Below are 17,031 nucleotides of genomic sequence, written 5' to 3' on the forward strand. Positions count from 1 at the left end.
TGCGGAGGCGGGCTGAGGTTCGTCCGGGATGTGTGCACTCCCCTTCGGCCCTGAAAGGCCTCCATCGTCGTGCACCGCGGGCGATCGCCCGCATCGCTTCGACTCGCCTTACGGCTCGCTGCGCGATCAGGTTTCTCGCAGGCTCGAAACCTGCCTTCGGACGCGATCGCAGGGGTCGAGGTCGTTGCGGGGTTGCGGAGGCGGGCTGAGGTTCGTCCGGGATGTGTGCACTCCCCTTCGGCCCTGAAAGGCCTCCATCGTCGTGCACCGCGGGCGATCGCCCGCATCGCTCCGGCTCGCCTTACGGCTCGCTGCGCGATCAGGTTTCTCGCAGACTCGAAACCTGCCTTCGGACGCGATCGCAGGGGTCAAGGTCGTTGCGGGGCTGCGGAGGCGGGCTGAGGTTCGTCCGGGATGTGTGCACTCCCCTTCGGCCCTGAAGGGCCCCCATCGTCGTGCACCGCGGGCGATCGCCCGCATCGCTCCGGCTCGCCTTACGGCTCGCTGCGCGATCAGGTTTCTCGCAGGCTCGAAACCTGCCTTCGGACGCGATCGCAGGGGTCAAGGTCGTTGCGGGGCTGCGGAGGCGGGCTGAGGTTCGTCCGGGATGTGTGCACTCCCCTTCGGCCCTGAAGGGCCCCCATCGTCGTGCACCGCGGGCGATCGCCCGCATCGCTTCGGCTCGCTGCGCGATCGGGTTCTCGCTTCGCTCGAACTTGCCTTCGGACGCGAACGCGACCCCGCCGGTCGTTGCGTGGTTGCTGTACCGGCTGAGGTCGGCGTGTAGGGGTGGTCGCGTGCTTGAGGCAGCGCGCTCGTTCAGCCCCGGCGGCTCGCGTCGTCGTGCGCGGTGGTGCGGCCGGTGGTATCGCATCGGCTCGTTGGATGATCGAACTCTTGCGGGCTCGGTCCTGCCTTTGGGCGCGATCTCAGCGGTCAAAGGTGTTGCGGAGGTGGGCCGAGGTTGGCTCGCGCGGCCCCTCTTCGGGGCCGGCGGGTCTTTGTCGGTGTGCGCTGGCGGGGGCTTGCTGCTTTTGGGTGCGATCGGCGGGTTTTGGCGTGGGGCTCGTGGTGCCGATTGGGAGGAGGGGCGAAGTTGGCGGGTTGGATGTGTCAGAACTGGGGGAGGTTTGACCTAATTTTTGCGGTTTGTCGGGGGGCGCGGAAATGGTGAGTGTCCCCGGTTTCGGGGTTTGTGGAATTGGTCACGCGCAGGCGGCCGCGGTGCCCTGGGGCTTGGCGGCGTGAGGATCGCCTGCGTCGTGACGGGGGCCAGGGGGGCGTTCCCCCTGGGGAATGCGTTAGGGACGCCAGATGGCGGCGTCCCTGTCCACTCTGAGAATGAGGCGCCGATCAGGTCAGCGCCGGTTCACGGTCCTTCACCGCGAGCGACATCACATCGTCGTCTGCCGCCGTCGCCAGCGCGTCGTTCTCCGCCTGGAGCCGTACGAGCTCGGCTTCCAGATCACGTACGCGCTGCTGAAGGCGCCGCATCTCCGCGACCATCCGGGGGTCGGGACCGCCGACGTGGCCGAGTAGAGCCTTCGCCATGACTAAGGGTCCTCCACGCTGAGTAACCAGCAGGGATCGCGCACAAGAAACTGCTGAAGTCGGTGCGCGTATCGTCTAGAGTCGCACCGGCCGGAGTCCTGGTCAAGCCGCACATCACAGGCCGGTAACAACCTTCCAGCTCTAGTTTAGCAGGTGTAAACCAGGACTCCCTACCCCATCAGCGTTCCTGGAAACCGTCGGCCTCGCCGCGTGGCTCGCTCCAGCGTTCGACGACGCCCGTGACCGTGCCTGGACGGGGTGGGCCGGCGGTGTCGCCGTTCAGGAGGGCGAGGAGTCGGTGGCACTTGTCCCGGGGGCCCTCGGCAACGACCTCGACGCGTCCGTCGGCCAGGTTGGTGGCGCTGCCGGTCAGGCCGAGTTCCAGGGCGCGGGCCCGTACCCACCAGCGGAAACCTACGCCCTGGACGTGGCCGCGCACCCAGGCCGTCAGGCGTACCGTCTCCATCTCGTCCCCCGTTCCGGTCATCGGCGCTCCTAGGTCCTGTTTCGACGTGGTCTCAGCTCGCGCCCGAACGCGTTACCCGCCCGGTGCAGCGATGCCGAAGGCGAGCGGAACCGGGCGGATCGCGAAGCGATGTCGCGTTCGCCCCAGGAACGGTCACGTAGCGAGCCGTCAGGCGAGCGCAGTGGGCCGGTCCTGCAATCAACACAGCGAGCCGTCAGGCGAGCGCAGTGGGCCGGTCCTGCAATCAACACAGCTTAGTGGCGTGCTCGGCGGGGGCGTGGTTGGCACACGGGGCAGCTGTAGGACGAACGGTTCATGAACTCGTCGCGACGGATCGGGGTGCCGCAGCGGCGGCACGGTTCGTCGCGGCGGCCGTAGGCGTCCAGGGAGCGTTCGAAGTAGCCGCTCTCGCCGTTCACGTTGACGTAGAGGCTGTCGAAGCTCGTGCCGCCGACCGCGAGGGCGGCGGACATGACCTTGCGGGCGGCCTCCAGGACGCGTGTCGCCTCCGCCCGTGTCAGGGTCTCGGTCGGACGTGCCCAGTGCAGCCGGGCCCGCCACAGGGCCTCGTCAGCGTAGATGTTGCCGACGCCGCTGATCAACGACTGGTCGAGCAGGGCCCGTTTGATCCCGGTTCGGCGGCGGCGCAGGGCGCGGAAGAACGCCTCCGGGTCGAAGGCGTCCTCCAGCGGGTCGGCGGCGATGTGCAGGATCGGTTTCGGGACGAGTCCGTCGCCGATCTTGTCCGGTGCCAGGTCGGTGACCATGAGGTGGCCGAAGGTCCGCTGGTCGACGAAGCGCAGGTCGAAGCCGCCGTCGGCGAAGAGGATCCGGATCCGGAGGTGTTTCTCGCGGGGCCGGTCGGGCTCGCCGACGAGCAGTTGGCCGCTCATGCCGAGGTGGGTGAGGAGGGCCTCCTCAGGCGGTTCGCCGTCGGAGGAGGTGAGGGGCAGCCACAGGTACTTGCCGCGGCGGCGCGGGGCGAGGACGGTGCGGCCGGCGAGGCGGGCGGCGAAGTCGGCGGGGCCGGTCTCGTGGCGGCGCACCGCTCTCGGGTGCAGGACCTCGGCGGAGGCGATGGGACGGTTCGTGGTGAAGCGGTCCAGGCCGCGGCGGACGACCTCGACCTCGGGTAGTTCAGGCACCGGCCTGGGCCGCCTCGCCGGCCTGGTCGGCGGCCTCGCGCTGGACGACGATCGCGCGGATCGCGTTCCAGGCGGCCTCTGCGGCGTGCTGTTCGGCCTCCTTCTTGCTGCGGCCCTCACCGGAGCCGTATGTCCGGCCGCCCACCCGAACTGAGGCGCGGAACGTCTTCTGATGGTCGGGGCCGCTCTCGGCGACGTGGTACTCGGGGACGCCCAGTTCCTCCACCGCCGTGAGTTCCTGGAGGGAGGTCTTCCAGTCCAGGCCGGCGCCTAGGCCCGCCGAACGGGCGATCAGTGCGTCGAAGAGCCGGTGCACCAGCGCGGACGCCTCGTCCAGGCCGCGGTCGAGGTAGACGGCGCCGATCAGCGCCTCCAGGGTGTCGGCGAGGATGGAGGCCTTGTCTCGGCCTCCGGTGCCCTCCTCGCCGCGGCCGAGCCGGATGTGGGCGCCGACGCCGAGGCCGCGGGCGACACCCGCGAGGGCCCGCATGTTGACGACGGCGGCGCGCAGCTTGGCGAGTTGCCCCTCGGGCAGGTCGGGGTGGCCGCGGAACAGGGTGTCGGTGACGACCAGGCCCAGCACCGAGTCGCCGAGGAACTCCAGGCGCTCGTTGGTGGGCAGGCCGCCGTTCTCGTAGGCGTACGAACGGTGCGTCAACGCCCGTTCGAGCAGTTCGTCGCTCACTTCGACGCCCAGGGCGTCGATCAGTTCGGTGCGATCCGGAGCGGGATCGCTCTTCTTGCCGCTCACGGGCCCTCCTCGCAGGCCGTGCACCGCCCGAGGGGGCGGTCGCGTCGATGGCGCGCGGCCGGCCGGCCGGGTCGGCGAGGACGCACGGCGGGGAGGGGTCCGCGAAGACGAGGTGCGCGCCGGTAGGCAAATCCCGGCGTGCACCACGGCTCCGGGCGCAGTGAACGAGGTTCAGTCTCCGCGCCGGTCACCACGCCGACATGTCGCGCCGGGGTGGTCGGGTGCCTGTCCTGCCGCATCGGGGGGCGGTAGCGCTCACGCGCGTATCCGCCCCCCAGGATGCGAGAAGTCTCAGGACGCCGGTTCGATGACCTGCCTCCGGTTGTAGGTGCCGCAGGTCGCGCACGCGGTGTGCGGCAGCTTGGGGTCGCGGCACGTCGGGCACTCGACCAGGTTGGGCGCCGCGGTCTTCCACTGCGCACGCCGGTGCCGCGTGTTGCTGCGCGACTTCTTCCGCTTCGGGACGGCCACCTCAGCCCTCCTGCTTTCGTTCTCGTCGGTCGATTGGTCGACGGGAGCCGCTGTCGCTCCCGTCCCCCCGGTTCGGGGGAGCCGGCGCCGTGTCGCCGAGGCCCCGCAGCGCCGTCCACCGGGGGTCGACGGCGTCGTCGTGGTGGTGGCCGGGTTCGTCCGCCAGCCGCGCACCGCAGTCCGGGCACAGGCCCGGACAGTCGTCCCGGCACAGCGGGGACAGCGGCAGCGCGAGCACCACCGCGTCCCGCAGGACGGGTTCGAGGTCGATCAGGTCGCCCTCGAGGCGAAGCTCGTCGTCGTCGGCGTTCCCGCCCGAGCGGGTGTCGTCGTAGACGAAGAGCTCCTGGAACTCCGCCTCGAAGGTCGAGGCGATCGGGTCGAGGCAGCGGGAACACTCCCCCCGGAGGGGGACCGTCGCCGTGCCGGTGACGAGCACCCCTTCGAGGACCGCTTCGAGCCGGAGGTCCAGCTCGATCGCGGCGCCCTCGGGGACGCCCACCATCTCGACGCCGAAGTTCTCGGGTGCCGGCACGGACAGGTGCTCCTCCCGCGAGGACCCGGGTTGCCTGCCCAGAGCTCGGGAGTCGAGCACGAGAGGGGCGGTCGGGTCGAGGCGGGTCAGCGGATTCCTGCTTTCGTGAGGCATGAGAACGGCGGCCACGGTGATGGCCGATATCCCAGGGTACCGAAGACAGGGCCGTCGTCCCAACTCGCGGACCCACCACCAGGGGCGGCCGCCGGTGCGTGTTCCCGTCCTCGCGGGGCGTCAGTCCCCCGTGAGCCGTTCGACGAGCCGGTCGTGGACGATGTCGGGGACGAGGCCGGAGATGTCCCCGCCGAACTTCACGACCTCCTTCATCAGGCTCGACGACAGGAACGCGTACTCGGGGTTCGTCGCCATGAACAGGGTCTCCACCCCGGCGATGCGGTGGTTCATCTGGGCCATCTGCAGCTCGTACTCGTAGTCGCTGACGGCCCGCAGCCCCCGGACGATCACCGGGATGCCCTGGTTGCGGCAGTAGTCGACGGTGAGGCCGTAGAACGTGTCGACCGAGACGTTGCCGTACTCCTTGGTGACCTCGGTGATCATGTCGGCGCGCTCGTCGACGGTGAACAGGCTCTTCTTGCTCTTGTTGATCAGCACGGCGACGACCACCTCGTCGTAGAGGCGGGAGGCGCGGCTGATGATGTCGAGATGACCGTTGGTGACGGGGTCGAACGATCCCGGACAGACGACACGGCGCACGGCGCGAACCCCCTCGGTCCCGTTTTTCCGGCCTGCGGCGCGAAAGTACCAAATCGCGTTCGGAGTCGGTTCGGCCGGGTCCGGAGGTCACTACCCTCCGTCTCCCAGCGCGTCGATGATCCTCGCGGCGATCGGGCCGGACTCGATGCCGTACCCGGGCGCCTCGGTCATCACCGCGACCGCGTACATCGGGTCGTCGCGGGGGCCGACGCCGATGAACCAGCGGTCGTTGTAGGCGGCGCCCTCGACATCGGCGGTCCCGGTCTTGCCGCCGAGGATGGACGTTCCCCTCAGTGACCTGCCGGTGCCCCGGTCGACGACGGCCTTCATCATGTCCAGCATCTGGTCGGCCTGGTCGCCGGTCAGGGGTTTCGACAGCCGTTGCGGCGAGATGTCGTCCACCGTCCTCCCCTTCGGGGAGCGGAGCCTGTCGACCAGGTGCGGTCTCATGACCACGCCGTCGTTGAGGACGGCGGCGGCGACCATGGCCATCTGGAGCGGCGAGGCGACCGTGCTGCCCTGTCCGATGGAGCCGAGGGCGCTGAGCGACGGCTGGTCGGTCTCGGGGAAGTCGCCGGCGGCGCCGCGCAGCCCGTCGGCGTACTCGATCCGGTCGCCGAACCCGAACCGCGCGGCCTCCTCGTGGACGGCGCCGTTGCCGGGCTCCTCCGCGCCCATGTAGGCGAACGTCGTGTTGCACGACTGGGCGAACGCCTCGATGAGCGGGATGCTGCCCAGGTCACACGATCCGCCGATGTCGCCCGCGTCGTTGTTGATGGCCTGGCCGGCGCCCGGCGGCCGGTAGCTGCGTCCGGCCCTGACGGGGGTGTTCGCGCTCGCCCCGGCCTTCAGCGCGGCGGCGGCGACGACGGCCTTAAACGTGGAGCCGGGCGGGAACAGTTCGTTCGTCGCCTTGTTGAGCAGGGGCTTCAGCGGCTGGGCGTTGAGGCGCTCGAACGCCGCCTGCGCCTCCTCGCCGTCGAGGGTGGACACGTCGTCGGGGTCGTAGGACGGTGTGGAGGCCATCACCAGGATCTCGCCGGTGTCGGCGTCGAGCGCGACGGCGGCCGCGCGCCGGGCGCCCGCGCCGCGCAGCGCGTCGTAGGCGACGCGCTGCGCCCCGACGTCGATGGTGGCCTCGACGGTGCCGCCCGGGACGGGCCTGCCGATGAGCTTGTCGACGAGGTTGGACGTGGCGAGCCGGTCGTCGGTCCCGTCGAGGAAGTGGTTCTCGGCCTCCTCGAGACCGGTCTGGGAGAACACGGAGAAGTAGCCGGTGATGGGCGCGAACACCGGGCCCTGCTTGTAGCGGCGGCGGTAACGCTCGTCGTCGATCTTCTCCGACCAGGCGAGCCGTTCGCCGTCCGCCACGATGGGACCCCGCTCGATCTTGAAGCGGTCGTCGAGCCGGCGGGCGTTGTTCGGGTCGTCCCGCAGGTCCTGGGCCTGGAACCCCTGGACGTAGGTGATGTTCACCATGAGCGCGATGAGCAGCACCAGGGTGATGAGCCAAGCACGCCCAACGGCACGGTCAATGCCGGGCCTCATGCGATGGCATCTACCCGGGATGCCGGTGCTCTCAACTACCGGTGGCGCGCCCGTACCAGAACACTGCCTCGCCGTAACGCCGGTCGCGTTCGGGTTCGTAGCCGTCGGGCCAGCGCAGCGCCGGGCCGCGGGCGGCGCGTTCCACGACGACCAGCGCGTCCGGGGCCGTCCAGCCGTGGTCGCGCAGGTTCTCCAGCAGGGTGGTGACGGACGCGTCGTCCAGCGCGTACGGCGGGTCGGCGAAGATCAGGTCGTAGGGGCCGCCCGGCGGCGGCCCGCCGACGACGCGCTCGACCTTTCCCGCGCACGGGACGGCGCCGGGAAGTCCGAGGTCCTCGGCGTTCTTCCGGACGACCCGGATCGCGCGTGGATGCGACTCGACGAGCAGCGCGTGCGCGGCGCCGCGTGACAGCGCTTCCAGGCCGACCGCGCCGGATCCCGCGTACAGGTCGGCGACGCGCAGCCCGTCCAGCGGGCCGAGCAGGGCCAGGACCGTGGCGAACAGGCCCTCACGGGCCCGGTCACTGGTCGGTCTGGTGTCCCGTCCCGGTGGGACGGCCAGCCGCCGTCCTCCCGCGCTGCCCGCGATGACCCTGGTCATTCCCCCAGTATCGCGGCAACGCGGAGCGGCGGACTCCGGCGTACGTCACGCCCCAAGAGTGCACAACCTGAACAGGGGTGTCTTGTGAAACAGGGCCTAAATGGTCCGTTACCGGTTCACAGTCGACTACTGGACGTGCAAACGTGATCGCAGCTTGCAGCCGATCCCCTCAGGAGCAGCAGTGCATCACGGTAGGAGACTGGCGGTGACGGCCGGCGCGACGGTTCTCGGCATCGCCGCCATGAGCGGCGTTTCGCACGCTGAGACCTCCCGGCCCTCCGCCGAGAAATCGCCGCGGTCGGAAAGGCCGGCGTCCCTGCTCGACCTCGACCTCACCTCCACGACGAAATACGACAAGCCGACCAGGACGGCGAGCGCGGGCCTCGATGTCGGCTTGGGCGTCGGCTCCCGGGACGACGGGGTGAAGGTCCGACTGCGCACGGGTCTGAGCGCCTCGCCGGGCGGTGGCTCGGGCAGCCGGACCAGCGCCGGGAACGGGGCGCCGGGTGTTTCGCTCAGCGCGGGCGCCACGGTCTCGGCGGGCGGTGGCGGGCTCGTCCGCGCGAAGGCCGAGGCCGGTGCCTCGGTGAAGCCCGGCGGTGCCGTACCGCTGTCGGTGGACGTGTCGGCGAACGCGTGCGTCGGTGGTTGCGCCGCTCCGACGCCGCCCACGCCGCCTTCTCCCCCGATCCCGCCGACGCCTCCCACTCCGCCGGTTCCCCCTGCTCCGCCGGCGCCGCCCGGTCCGGTGCCGCCGGACGCCCAGCCACCGGCGTCGCCGCTGCTGCCGCGGCTTCCGTCCGCGCCGATGGGGCCGGGCGCGACGGCGGTCGGCGAGTTCACGCCGCCGAGGGGCCTGCCGTTCACCGGGACGGACGCGCTGCCGCTGCTCGCGCTCGGCATCACGGCCCTCGTCGCGGGCAGTGCCGCGGTCGCCGCGACCCGCAGGCGCGAGGCCCGCGAGTCCTGAACCGTTCGTGGAAGGGGCGCCGCCCGGCGGAGGGCGCCCCTTTCGCTGGGCGGACGCTCGGGAACGGTCCGCTCAGAGGTTCTCGGAGCCCGCGACGTTCCAGCCGCCGTCCGAGCGTTGCAGGTGCAGCCGGTGAACGGTGACGCGGGCCTGGTCGGTGCAGTCGCCCTTGCAGGCGCCGAGCGTCACGAGCGCCGTCAGCCGGTCCGCCCGCCCGGCCGGGCGCAGGCCGATCTCCACGGGCGTCCCGGACGCGACGGACGGCGCGCGCGTCACGGCGTCGAGCGCCTCGCGCGCCCGCGGGCCGGGCCACGCCGCGCCCGCCAGGTCGGCGCGGGGCGAGGCCGCCTTCAGCGAGTACAGGCTGTCGAGCAGCCAGCCGCCGCCCTGCCTGACCATGGTCGCCCGCATCGGGTTCTGGAGGCGGGTCGGGTCGGCGTCCGCCGCGCGGACCGTCCGCTTGACGTACGTCGTGACGGCGACGCGGCCGGACGAGGCCGCCACCACGGCCGAGTCGACGATCTCCGCGGTGACCGACCCCTTCCTGGCCTTCAACTCCTCGCGGTACTCGCGGGTCGCGAGCTGCCGGTCGTACTCGGCCCCGTACGTGGGCGTCGCCACCCGGTGCGCGGCCCGCACGTTCTCGTCGAGCGTCACATGGTCGAAGGTCAGGACCGTCCGGACCGCCTGTGCGGCGGGCTCGACGACCGCCGCCGCGGCGGCCGGTGGTGCGGCCGCGGCGATGTCCGCCGCCGCGGACCTCTCCGGCGAGCCGTCCGCCAGCAGCGCCCATGCCGCGCCGCCCACGCCGAGCAAGAGAAGCGCCGCCACGGCGGCGGCGACGGCGGGCCCGCGACCGCGGCGACGCGGCGGAACGGACGGCGACGGCCGTCCGGGGCCGAACCCGCCCGTTTGGGGCGGGTGATCGACCCTTCCCACGGTCGGCGGTGCGGGCGACGGCGTCCTCGGATCGCCCGCGAGCTGGACACCGGTGCTCAGCGTCCGCTCCTCGGCCTCGTGGACGGTCGCGGCGCCGCCGCCGAGAAGGTCCAGCAGCACCCGCTGCGCCTCCGGGCGTCGTGACGGGTCCTTGGCCAGGCACGACGCGACCACGCCGCGCAGTGTCCCCGGAAGCGCCGAGAGGTCGGGTTCGTAGTTCAGGATCCGGTGGAACACGGCGGAGATCGTGTCGTTGCCGAACGGGTGCCGTCCCGTCGCCGCGAACAGCATCGTCGCCGCCCACGTGAACATGTCCACGCCTGTGCCGAGTTCGGTGTCGTTGACCTGTTCGGGCGCCATGTACGACGGCGTCCCCATCGCACCGCTGCCCCTCGCCGCCGACGCGCCGACGACACGGGCGATGCCGAAGTCGATGACGCGCGGCCCGTCCGGCCCCATCAACACGTTGGACGGTTTGAAGTCGCGGTGCAGGATCCCCGCGCGGTGGATCGCCGCCAGCGCCGTCACGGTCCCGATCGCCAGCCGGTCGAGGTCGGTGCCGGTTCGTGGGCCCCTCGCGTTCACCAGGCCGCTCAGCGACGGTCCCGGCACGTACTCGCTGACGACGTACGGCCGGTCACCGGACACGTCGGCGTCCAGGACCTGCGCGGTGCAGAACCCCGCCACCCGGCCGATCATGCTCATCTCCCGCTCGAACCGCGCCCGCCACTCCGGGTCGCGGCTGAACCGGTCGCGCAGCAGCTTCACCGCCGCCTGCCCGCCGTCGTCCCGCCCCAGGTAGACGACGCTCTGCCCGCCCTCACCGAGCCGTCCGACCAGTTCGTACCGGCCGAGCCGCGCCGGGTCGCCGGGCAGCAGTGGGCCAACGGCCGTCATTGGAGCTCCTCCGTCGCGTACGAGACCCGCCACGGAACCTCTACCCGCCCGCACCCCACATGGTCACTAGTTGTCGAGGATTGTCGTGACTTGTCGGCCTCGTCCGGTCAGGCCTTTTCCAGGAAGTCGGCGCGGTCCTCGTCCAGGAGCGAGGCGAGGACGGTGGCGAGGCCGGGATGGCCGGACAGGTCGGGGTCGGCCTCGACGAGGGCCGTGGCCTCCTCGCGGGCGTCGCGGATCACGTCCTCGTCCCGCTGCAGGGTGAGCAGCCGGAGGCTGGACGCGCGGCCCGCCTGCGCGGCGCCGAGGACGTCGCCCTCGCGGCGCTGCTCCAGGTCGAGGCGCGACAGCCGGAACCCGTCGGTGGTGGACGCGACCGCGTCGAGACGCTCGCGGGCCTTGCTGCCCGGTTCGGCGTCGGTGACCAGGAGGCACAGACCCTGGAGGGAGCCGCGCCCGACGCGTCCACGCAGCTGGTGGAGCTGGGAGACGCCGAACCGGTCCGCGTCCATGATCACCATGACGGTGGCGTTGGGCACGTCCACGCCGACCTCGATGACCGTGGTGGCGAGCAGGACGTCCAGTTCCCGGCCGGTGAAGCGGCGCATCACCGCGTCCTTCTCGTCGGGGTGCAGCTTGCCGTGCAGGACGCCGATGCGCAGCCCGGCGAGCAGTTCCTCCAGCTTCGGCAGCACCTCCATGATTCCCAGCGGTGAGCGGCGCCCCTCCCCCGCCTGCGTGTCGTCGGACGCGATGGCGTCGCCCTCGTCGCCCTCCTGCTCGCCGATGCGCGGGCAGACGATGTAGATCTGACGTCCGCGCGCCGCCTCCTCCTTGATGCGCTCCCACGTCCGGGCGAGGAACGCGGGCTTCTCCGGCGGCACGACATGGGTCTGGATCTGCGAGCGGCCCGCCGGGAGCTGCCCGAGTACGGACGTCTCCAGGTCGCCGAACACCGTCATCGCCACCGTGCGCGGGATCGGCGTCGCGGTCATGACCAGGACGTGCGGGCGCCCGCCGGCGGTCTTCTCGCGCAGCGCGTCCCGCTGCTCGACGCCGAACCGGTGCTGCTCGTCCACGACGACGAGGCCGAGGTCGGCGAACTGGACGCTCTCCTGGAGGAGCGCATGGGTGCCGACGACGATCCCGGCGGCGCCGGACGCCGCGTCCAGCAGCGCCTCCTTGCGCGCCTTGGCCCCCTGCGACCCGGTGAGCAGCGCCACCCGGGTGGCGTTTTCGGCGCCGCCGATCTGCCCGGCCTGTGCGAGGTCGCCGAGCATTCCGGTGATCGACCGGTGGTGCTGCTGGGCGAGGACCTCGGTGGGCGCCAGCAGCGCCGCCTGCCCCCCGCCGTCCACGACCTGCAGCATCGCCCGCAGCGCGACCACGGTCTTGCCGGCGCCGACATCGCCCTGGAGGAGGCGGTGCATGGGGTGTTCGAGGGCGAGGTCGGCGGCGATCTCGTCGCCGACCTGCCGCTGGCCCTCGGTGAGCTCGAACGGCAGGCGCGCGTCGAACTCCGCCTGGAGGCCGCCGAAGGACGGCGGGCGCGGTGTGGCCGGAAGCGCGGCGGCGGCGCGGCGGCGCTGCGCCAGGGCGACCTGGATGACGAACGCCTCGTCCCACTTCAGGCGCTTGCGGGCACGGCCCAGCTCGTCCCAGCCGCGCGGCCGGTGGATGCCCTCGTAGGCCTCGCGCAGGCCGATCAGGTCGCGGCGGCGCAACAGTTCCGCGGGCATCGGGTCGGCGGGCAGGCTCAGCTGGTCGAGGACGGTGCCGATCGACATGCCGATCGTCTCGATCGGCAGGGCCTTGGTCGACGGGTAGATCGGGATGATCTCGTCGGCCCACTCCTGCGCGGCCTGCTCGGCGCCCTTCTCGTGGACGACCTTGTACTGCGGGTGGGCGAGCTGCCGGACCGCCCTGCCGCTCCGGGGACGGTAGGTGCTGATCTTCCCGGCGAACAGGCCGCGGGTGCCGGGCGACAGTTCCTTCTCCGGGCGGTAGGAGCCCTTGCGCCCGAAGAAGCTGAGCTGGAGCAGCCCGGTCCCGTCGGTGACGGTGATCTCCAGGACGTAGCCGGGACTGCGGGTGAGGGTGCGGCCCTGGACCTTCACGACCTCCGCCATGACGGTGACGTGCTCGCCGTCCTGCAGGCCACTGAGCTGCGTCAGCTCACCGCGGTGCGCGTAGCGGCGCGGGTAGTGGTGCAGGAGGTCGCCGACGGTGTGCAGGTCGAGGCCCTTCTCCAGGACCTTGGCCGTCTTGTCGCCGAGGACCTTGCGCAACGGCTCGTCGAGGTTCGCCACGCTGTCTTTTCTAGCCGATGGGCCCGACGGGCATCACGCGATGCCCGTCGAGAGGCCGTCGAGAGGCCGCCCAGCCGCGCCCGTTCGTCGGCGCGGCGGGCTGATTCGCCTCTTCGGCGCGCTGTCGGCTACTCTGATCCGTGCGCCTCGTCCAAGGTGTTCGTCAGTGAGCACCCATGATGCCCGTCCCGCCCGCTGCGGTGTCCGGGTGGCGCTCCGGTCAGAGTTTCGACACCACTTGGAGTTTCCCGTGGCTTCCGTTTGCGACGTCTGCGGCAAGGGACCCGGTTTCGGCATGCGCGTCTCCCACTCGCACCGCCGCACCCCGCGCCGCTGGAACCCCAACATCCAGCGGGTGCGCGCCGTCGTGAACGGCAGCACCAAGCGGATCAACGCCTGCACCTCCTGCATCAAGGCCGGGAAGGTCGCCAAGCCGACCGTCTGACCGCGCCTGGATCGCACCGGCTCATCGGGACGCCCGATGGGCCGGTTTTGGTGTGCGCGGGGTCGTGGACGCGGGCAGGCCGCCGGCCGGGGGCGGCTCAGGCGCGGTGGCGCCAGCCGTGGTCGACCGGGCCGATCCCCGCGCCGAGCGGGAAGCCCGCCGCGATCGCGCCCGTCACGTACTCCTTCGCCTTCGCCACCGCCGCCGGGACGTCCTCGCCGAGCGCCAGATGCGACGCGATCGCGGACGCGAGCGTGCATCCGGTGCCGTGGGTGTGCCGGTTGTCGTGCCGGGGCGCGGTGAACCGGTACTCGCGCTCCCCGTCGAACAGCAGGTCGGCGGGCTCGCCCGGCAGATGCCCGCCCTTGATCAGCACCCATGCGGGGCCGAGCGCCCGTACGGCCTCGGCCGCCTCGCGCAGGCCCGTCTCGTCCACCACCTTGACGCCGGTGAGCTGCTCCACCTCGTACAGGTTGGGCGTCGCGACGGTCGCGACGGGCAGCAGCGCCGAGCGGACGGCGTGGACGGCGTCGGCCGCGAGCAGCGGATCACCGTGCTTGGACACCCCGACCGGGTCGACGACGGCGGGCGCGTCGCAGGCGGCGAGGGCCTCGGCGACGGTCTCGACGAGGACCGTGGACGCCAGCATCCCCGTCTTGACCGCGTGGACGCCGATGTCGGACAGGACGGAGTCGAGCTGGGCGCGCACCGCCTCCGGCGGCAGTTCCCAGTAGCCCTGGACGCCGAGGGAGTTCTGCGCGGTGACGGCGGCGACGACGCTCATCCCGTGGACGCCGAGCGCGAGCATGGTCTTCAGGTCGGCCTGGATGCCGGCGCCGCCACCGGAGTCGGAGCCCGCGACGGTGAGCACGAGCGGCGGGGTCCGGGGCGAGGACGGGGAGGGCGTCATGCCGTCCACTGTAAAGGGTTGTGGAGCTGCGACGATCTCAGACCATCACGCAGGGCTGGCCGTTGAGGATGCAGGTGGCCGGCCTGCTCGCGGTGCCCTTCGCGGCGAACACGATCCGCACCTTCGCGCCGGGGGCGATGGCGGTGCGCCCGCGAACGTGGGCGACCTTGCCCTTCCGGACGACGGTGGCGCCCTTGACGGCGGTGACGGACGCGCCGGAGATCCTGAACGCCAGCGCCCATTTCGTGATGGGCCGTGTGCCCTTGTTGGCGATCGTGGCGGTCGCCTTGAAGCCGTCGGGGGTCTTGGACGCGACCCGGAACGCGACGATGAGGCCGTCGGAGCGGCCCTCGCCGCTGCGGCTGGGGCGCTCGCCGTCGTCGTCATCGCGGTCGGACACCGGGTTGTCCCGGGGGCTGTTCTGGGTGCTCTCGCTCGGCGCGCCGCCCGCGAAGTTGAGGGAGATCTGCTGCGTGCTCAGCGCGTAGGCCACGATTCCGACCGCGATGACGAGGGCGACGATCGGCAGTAGCGGGACGGGCAGCATCGAAAGGAACTTCAGCGGCCTCTTCGAGCCGGACTTCTCGCGGGGACGGTTCTCGGGTTCGGGCGTCTCCGGCGACCAGAAATCCGAAGAGTCGAACGGGTCGTCGGAGGCGAAGGCGGAATAGGAGCCGGGAGCGCCGGGGTAGTCACCCGGATAGTCCCCTGGGAGGGGGTCGAACAGGTGCTCGTCCGGTGGGCCGTGCGTCCATTCCGCGTCGGGGGGCGGGCCGGTCGACGCCCGGTCGTGCGGGGACACGTAAACGCGGTCGTCGGTCGGCCCGGAGTAGGTGTCGAAGGTGGGATCCAGGGGAGCGTCGTAGAACGGCCCGTAGGTCGCGTCGCGATCCGGTACGGGTCCGCGGCCCGGTCGTTCGCGCCTGGTGTGTCGTCCCATCCCATTCCTCTTCGATCACAGGATGTATACCAAACCCGTACCAACCATGCCTACAAGACGCGTCAATCGGTCGGCGTGAGGACATTGACAAACGCCGTCTCACGTCGGGAAATGGTCCCATGCGCCGGACGGTGGTTCGCGTCCGTCCACGGTCACTCCCGCCCCTTCGGACGCGGTCCCGATGACGGTCCAGGACGGGGGCGGAACGGCGTCCGGGGGGAACGTCGCGGCGAACGCGTGGTCCTCGCCTCCGGTGAGGGCGTGCCGCAGTCCGTCCGGTCCGAGGATCTCCGGGACGGGCACCCTGGCGGAGTCGACCTCGATCCGGACGCCGCTCGCGGCGGCGATGTGCCCGAGGTCCTGGACGAGCCCGTCGCTCACGTCCAGCAGCGCGGTGGCGCCGTGCGCGCGGGCCTCCTCCCCCGCCCGGTAGGGCGGTTCGGGACGGCGATGCGCCGCGACCAGCTCGGCGGGCTCGGTGCGGCCCCCGGTGAGCAGCGCCAGCCCGGCGGCGGCGTGACCGAGCCGTCCCCGGACCGCGACGACGTCTCCCGGACGCGCCCCGGACCGGGTGAGCGGAGCCGCGCCGCCGAGGTCGCCGAGCGCGGTGATCGCGAGCGTGACGGCGGGCGCCGCGACGACGTCGCCGCCCGCGACGGAGGCGCCCGCCGCGCGGCACTCGTCCGCGAGCCCGTCGTAGAGCCGTTCGGCCCAGTCCGTGCCGGTGCCGGGCGGGGCCGCGAAGCCCACCAGCAGGGCCGTGGGCCGGGCGCCCATCGCGACGACGTCGGCGAGGTTCTGCGCGGCGGCCTTGCGCCCGATGTCGTAGGGGCCCGACCAGTCGAGTCGGAAGTGGCGCCCCTCCACCAGCAGGTCGGTGGTGGCCACGACGCGTCCGTCCGGGGCGGCGATCACGGCGGCGTCGTCACCGGGGCCGAGCCGCACGTCCGGGCCCGACGGCGACCGCCGGGTCAGCCGGGCGATCAGCGCGAACTCGCCCAGCTCACCGATCGTTCCCATCCGCCCCCCGCGTTTAGACCGTTCCGTATGCGCCTGATCGCGGCACGTGCGCCCCCGGACACGCGCGGCGGCGCGTAACACGATACGGTGAACCGTCCGACGGTTGATTCTCCGCCCGGGGAGGACGTGATGGTGCAGGCCTACATCCTCATCCAGACCGAAGTCGGCAAGGCCGCCGAGGTGGCGGGCCATATCTCCGGCATTACGGGCGTCACACTGGCGGAGGACGTCACCGGACCCTACGACGTGATCGTCCGAGCGGAGGCGCGCAATGTCGACGAGCTCGGCAAGCTCGTCGTCGCCCAGATCCAGGCGGTCGAAGGCATCACCCGGACCCTCACCTGCCCGATTGTTCACATCTAGGCGCCTGGTCGCGGTCCTCGCCGCGGGGCTGGTACCGCTGGTCGCCGGGTGCGGCGACGGCGCCGTCCAGGTGCCCGTCCCGAAGGCGGACGCGGCCGTCCGGCGGCTGTGCCAGGGGCTGCGGCTCCCCGAGAAGGTGCACGGACAGCAACGCCGCGACACCACCCCGGACTCGTCCCTCACCGCGGCCTGGGGGTCGCCCCCGATCGCGCTGCGCTGCGGAGTCCCCCGTCCCCCGTCGCTCAGACCGATGTCCGAGCTGGTGACGATCAACGGGGTCGACTGGTTCGGCCATCCCGCCGACCGGCCGGTCACCTTCGTCGCCGTGGGGCGGCAGGCCTATGTCGAGGTGACGGTCCCGCCCAAGTACAACCCGGCCGGTGACGTGCTGATCGAACTCGGGCCGCTGATCACGGCGACGATCCCCAGGAAACCCGAAGGGCAGATCTGACCGCG

18 protein-coding genes are annotated in these 17,031 nt (G+C 71.8%); 4 read left to right on the plus strand and 14 right to left on the minus strand.

Annotated features, from left to right (window positions below):
• Positions 1-1,353 precede the first annotated feature (1,353 nt).
• The 9 genes from BZB76_RS17400 to rsmD all read right to left on the minus strand — a co-directional run bounded on the left by BZB76_RS17400 (position 1,354) and on the right by rsmD (position 7,782).
• A complete protein-coding gene (locus tag BZB76_RS17400) occupies positions 1,354-1,551 on the minus strand; it encodes a hypothetical protein (protein WP_067883924.1) in 198 nt (65 codons plus the stop codon).
• 178 nt (positions 1,552-1,729) lie between these two features.
• Complete coding sequence (locus tag BZB76_RS17405) at positions 1,730-2,017, minus strand: acylphosphatase (RefSeq protein WP_121435560.1); 288 nt, start codon at positions 2,015-2,017, stop codon at positions 1,730-1,732.
• A gap of 254 nt (positions 2,018-2,271) precedes the next feature.
• Complete coding sequence (gene mutM, locus BZB76_RS17410; RefSeq protein ID WP_121435364.1) at positions 2,272-3,162, minus strand: bifunctional DNA-formamidopyrimidine glycosylase/DNA-(apurinic or apyrimidinic site) lyase; 891 nt, start codon at positions 3,160-3,162, stop codon at positions 2,272-2,274.
• Positions 3,155-3,913, minus strand: a complete 759-nt coding sequence (gene rnc / locus BZB76_RS17415) for a ribonuclease III (protein WP_121435365.1) — start codon at positions 3,911-3,913, stop codon at positions 3,155-3,157. Before rnc ends, mutM begins: the two co-directional genes overlap by 8 nt.
• Positions 3,914-4,204: 291 nt before the next feature.
• Positions 4,205-4,384: a 50S ribosomal protein L32 gene (gene rpmF / locus BZB76_RS17420; RefSeq protein WP_117399613.1), complete on the minus strand. Its 180-nt coding sequence runs from the start codon at positions 4,382-4,384 to the stop codon at positions 4,205-4,207.
• A gap of 1 nt (position 4,385) precedes the next feature.
• Positions 4,386-5,033, minus strand: coding sequence for a YceD family protein (locus BZB76_RS17425; protein WP_121435561.1), 648 nt, complete (start codon positions 5,031-5,033; stop codon positions 4,386-4,388).
• Between the two features lie 120 nt (positions 5,034-5,153).
• Positions 5,154-5,633: a pantetheine-phosphate adenylyltransferase gene (gene coaD / locus BZB76_RS17430; RefSeq protein WP_121435366.1), complete on the minus strand. Its 480-nt coding sequence runs from the start codon at positions 5,631-5,633 to the stop codon at positions 5,154-5,156.
• A 90-nt stretch (positions 5,634-5,723) separates the two neighbouring features.
• Positions 5,724-7,181: a penicillin-binding transpeptidase domain-containing protein gene (locus BZB76_RS17435; RefSeq protein WP_121435367.1), complete on the minus strand. Its 1,458-nt coding sequence runs from the start codon at positions 7,179-7,181 to the stop codon at positions 5,724-5,726.
• Positions 7,182-7,212: 31 nt separating this feature from the next.
• The gene (rsmD, locus tag BZB76_RS17440) at positions 7,213-7,782 is read right to left on the minus strand and encodes a 16S rRNA (guanine(966)-N(2))-methyltransferase RsmD (protein ID WP_121435368.1); all 570 of its coding nucleotides are present in this window, start codon (positions 7,780-7,782) and stop codon (positions 7,213-7,215) included.
• A gap of 205 nt (positions 7,783-7,987) precedes the next feature.
• On the opposite strand from rsmD, the gene BZB76_RS17445 reads away from it, so the two are divergent.
• On the plus strand, positions 7,988-8,752 hold the full coding sequence (locus BZB76_RS17445; protein WP_121435369.1) for a hypothetical protein: 765 nt from the start codon (positions 7,988-7,990) through the stop codon (positions 8,750-8,752).
• A 72-nt stretch (positions 8,753-8,824) separates the two neighbouring features.
• Here BZB76_RS17445 and BZB76_RS17450 read toward each other — a convergent pair whose 3' ends face one another.
• Entirely contained in the window at positions 8,825-10,588 is a 1,764-nt protein-coding gene (locus tag BZB76_RS17450; RefSeq protein ID WP_121435370.1) for a serine/threonine-protein kinase, read from the minus strand.
• A gap of 107 nt (positions 10,589-10,695) precedes the next feature.
• Positions 10,696-12,897 (minus strand): ATP-dependent DNA helicase RecG, encoded by a 2,202-nt coding sequence (gene recG / locus BZB76_RS17455; protein WP_121435371.1) that lies wholly within the window; start codon positions 12,895-12,897, stop codon positions 10,696-10,698.
• A gap of 250 nt (positions 12,898-13,147) precedes the next feature.
• On the opposite strand from recG, the gene rpmB reads away from it, so the two are divergent.
• Positions 13,148-13,342, plus strand: a complete 195-nt coding sequence (gene rpmB, locus BZB76_RS17460) for a 50S ribosomal protein L28 (protein ID WP_117399620.1) — start codon at positions 13,148-13,150, stop codon at positions 13,340-13,342.
• Positions 13,343-13,439: 97 nt separating this feature from the next.
• On the opposite strand, the gene thiD is transcribed toward rpmB, so the two are convergent.
• From thiD to BZB76_RS17475, 3 genes are all read right to left on the minus strand, one after another.
• Entirely contained in the window at positions 13,440-14,252 is an 813-nt protein-coding gene (gene thiD / locus BZB76_RS17465; RefSeq protein WP_121435372.1) for a bifunctional hydroxymethylpyrimidine kinase/phosphomethylpyrimidine kinase, read from the minus strand.
• 37 nt (positions 14,253-14,289) lie between these two features.
• Positions 14,290-15,192 carry a cellulose binding domain-containing protein gene (locus tag BZB76_RS17470; protein WP_121435373.1) on the minus strand — a complete coding sequence of 301 codons (903 nt, stop codon included), beginning with the start codon at positions 15,190-15,192 and terminating at the stop codon, positions 14,290-14,292.
• 99 nt (positions 15,193-15,291) lie between these two features.
• A complete protein-coding gene (locus BZB76_RS17475) occupies positions 15,292-16,212 on the minus strand; it encodes a thiamine-phosphate kinase (protein WP_121435374.1) in 921 nt (306 codons plus the stop codon).
• Between the two features lie 129 nt (positions 16,213-16,341).
• Between BZB76_RS17475 and BZB76_RS17480 the strand changes: the two genes are divergently transcribed.
• Together BZB76_RS17480 and BZB76_RS17485 are read left to right on the plus strand one after the other, a co-directional pair.
• A complete protein-coding gene (locus tag BZB76_RS17480; protein WP_121435375.1) occupies positions 16,342-16,575 on the plus strand; it encodes an Lrp/AsnC family transcriptional regulator in 234 nt (77 codons plus the stop codon).
• Positions 16,562-17,026, plus strand: a complete 465-nt coding sequence (locus BZB76_RS17485) for a DUF3515 domain-containing protein (protein WP_246007007.1) — start codon at positions 16,562-16,564, stop codon at positions 17,024-17,026. Before BZB76_RS17480 ends, BZB76_RS17485 begins: the two co-directional genes overlap by 14 nt.
• Positions 17,027-17,031 lie beyond the last annotated feature (5 nt).

The sequence above is a fragment of the Actinomadura pelletieri DSM 43383 genome, from assembly GCF_003634705.1.
Lineage (GTDB): Bacteria > Actinomycetota > Actinomycetes > Streptosporangiales > Streptosporangiaceae > Spirillospora > Spirillospora pelletieri.

What these genes read in the sequence shown, in the direction of transcription:
- BZB76_RS17480 (WP_121435375.1), top strand. Translation starts at nt 16,342, where the DNA reads ATGGTGCAGGCCTACATCCTCATCCAGACCGAAGTCGGCAAGGCCGCC.
- BZB76_RS17400 (WP_067883924.1), bottom strand. Translation starts at nt 1,551, where the DNA reads ATGGCGAAGGCTCTACTCGGCCACGTCGGCGGTCCCGACCCCCGGATG.
- BZB76_RS17475 (WP_121435374.1), bottom strand. Translation starts at nt 16,212, where the DNA reads ATGGGAACGATCGGTGAGCTGGGCGAGTTCGCGCTGATCGCCCGGCTG.
- BZB76_RS17405 (WP_121435560.1), bottom strand. Translation starts at nt 2,017, where the DNA reads ATGGAGACGGTACGCCTGACGGCCTGGGTGCGCGGCCACGTCCAGGGC.
- BZB76_RS17470 (WP_121435373.1), bottom strand. Translation starts at nt 15,192, where the DNA reads ATGGGACGACACACCAGGCGCGAACGACCGGGCCGCGGACCCGTACCG.
- thiD (WP_121435372.1), bottom strand. Translation starts at nt 14,252, where the DNA reads ATGACGCCCTCCCCGTCCTCGCCCCGGACCCCGCCGCTCGTGCTCACC.
- rsmD (WP_121435368.1), bottom strand. Translation starts at nt 7,782, where the DNA reads ATGACCAGGGTCATCGCGGGCAGCGCGGGAGGACGGCGGCTGGCCGTC.
- BZB76_RS17450 (WP_121435370.1), bottom strand. Translation starts at nt 10,588, where the DNA reads ATGACGGCCGTTGGCCCACTGCTGCCCGGCGACCCGGCGCGGCTCGGC.
- BZB76_RS17425 (WP_121435561.1), bottom strand. Translation starts at nt 5,033, where the DNA reads ATGCCTCACGAAAGCAGGAATCCGCTGACCCGCCTCGACCCGACCGCC.
- BZB76_RS17435 (WP_121435367.1), bottom strand. Translation starts at nt 7,181, where the DNA reads ATGAGGCCCGGCATTGACCGTGCCGTTGGGCGTGCTTGGCTCATCACC.